General features: G+C 57.6%; 1 pseudogene. It reads right to left on the bottom strand.

Annotated features, from left to right (window positions below):
• Positions 1 to 297: pseudogene (locus JUJ53_RS19640) on the bottom strand (ISNCY family transposase); the annotation flags it as partial.

Genomic DNA, 297 nt, shown 5'->3' with positions numbered 1-297 from the left:
AACGGGTACGCCCGGCTAGAACGACCTCTGCCACGTTTTCGTCGCTCAACGGGTGATTCGTGGCAAACGAGTTGTTGTAGGTCACCTTCCCGTCAGGGCGGGTGACGGTGAGTTCGCACCAGTTCACCAATAACGCATCATGGCTATCTCTCAAGGGCACGCCGTTGAGGTAGCGGTAGGTGTAGGTCTCCTCAATTTTGCCCGTCCACCGCTGGGTCGTGAGGGTGGGGATGTCAATGCCTTCGAGGTGCTCATAGAGGGTGGTGTGGGATTGCGGACGACACACCAGGATGAAGT

Source organism: Leptolyngbya sp. CCY15150, from assembly GCF_016888135.1.
GTDB lineage: Bacteria > Cyanobacteriota > Cyanobacteriia > RECH01 > RECH01 > RECH01.
This window is presented reverse-complemented; position numbering and strand designations above follow the sequence as displayed.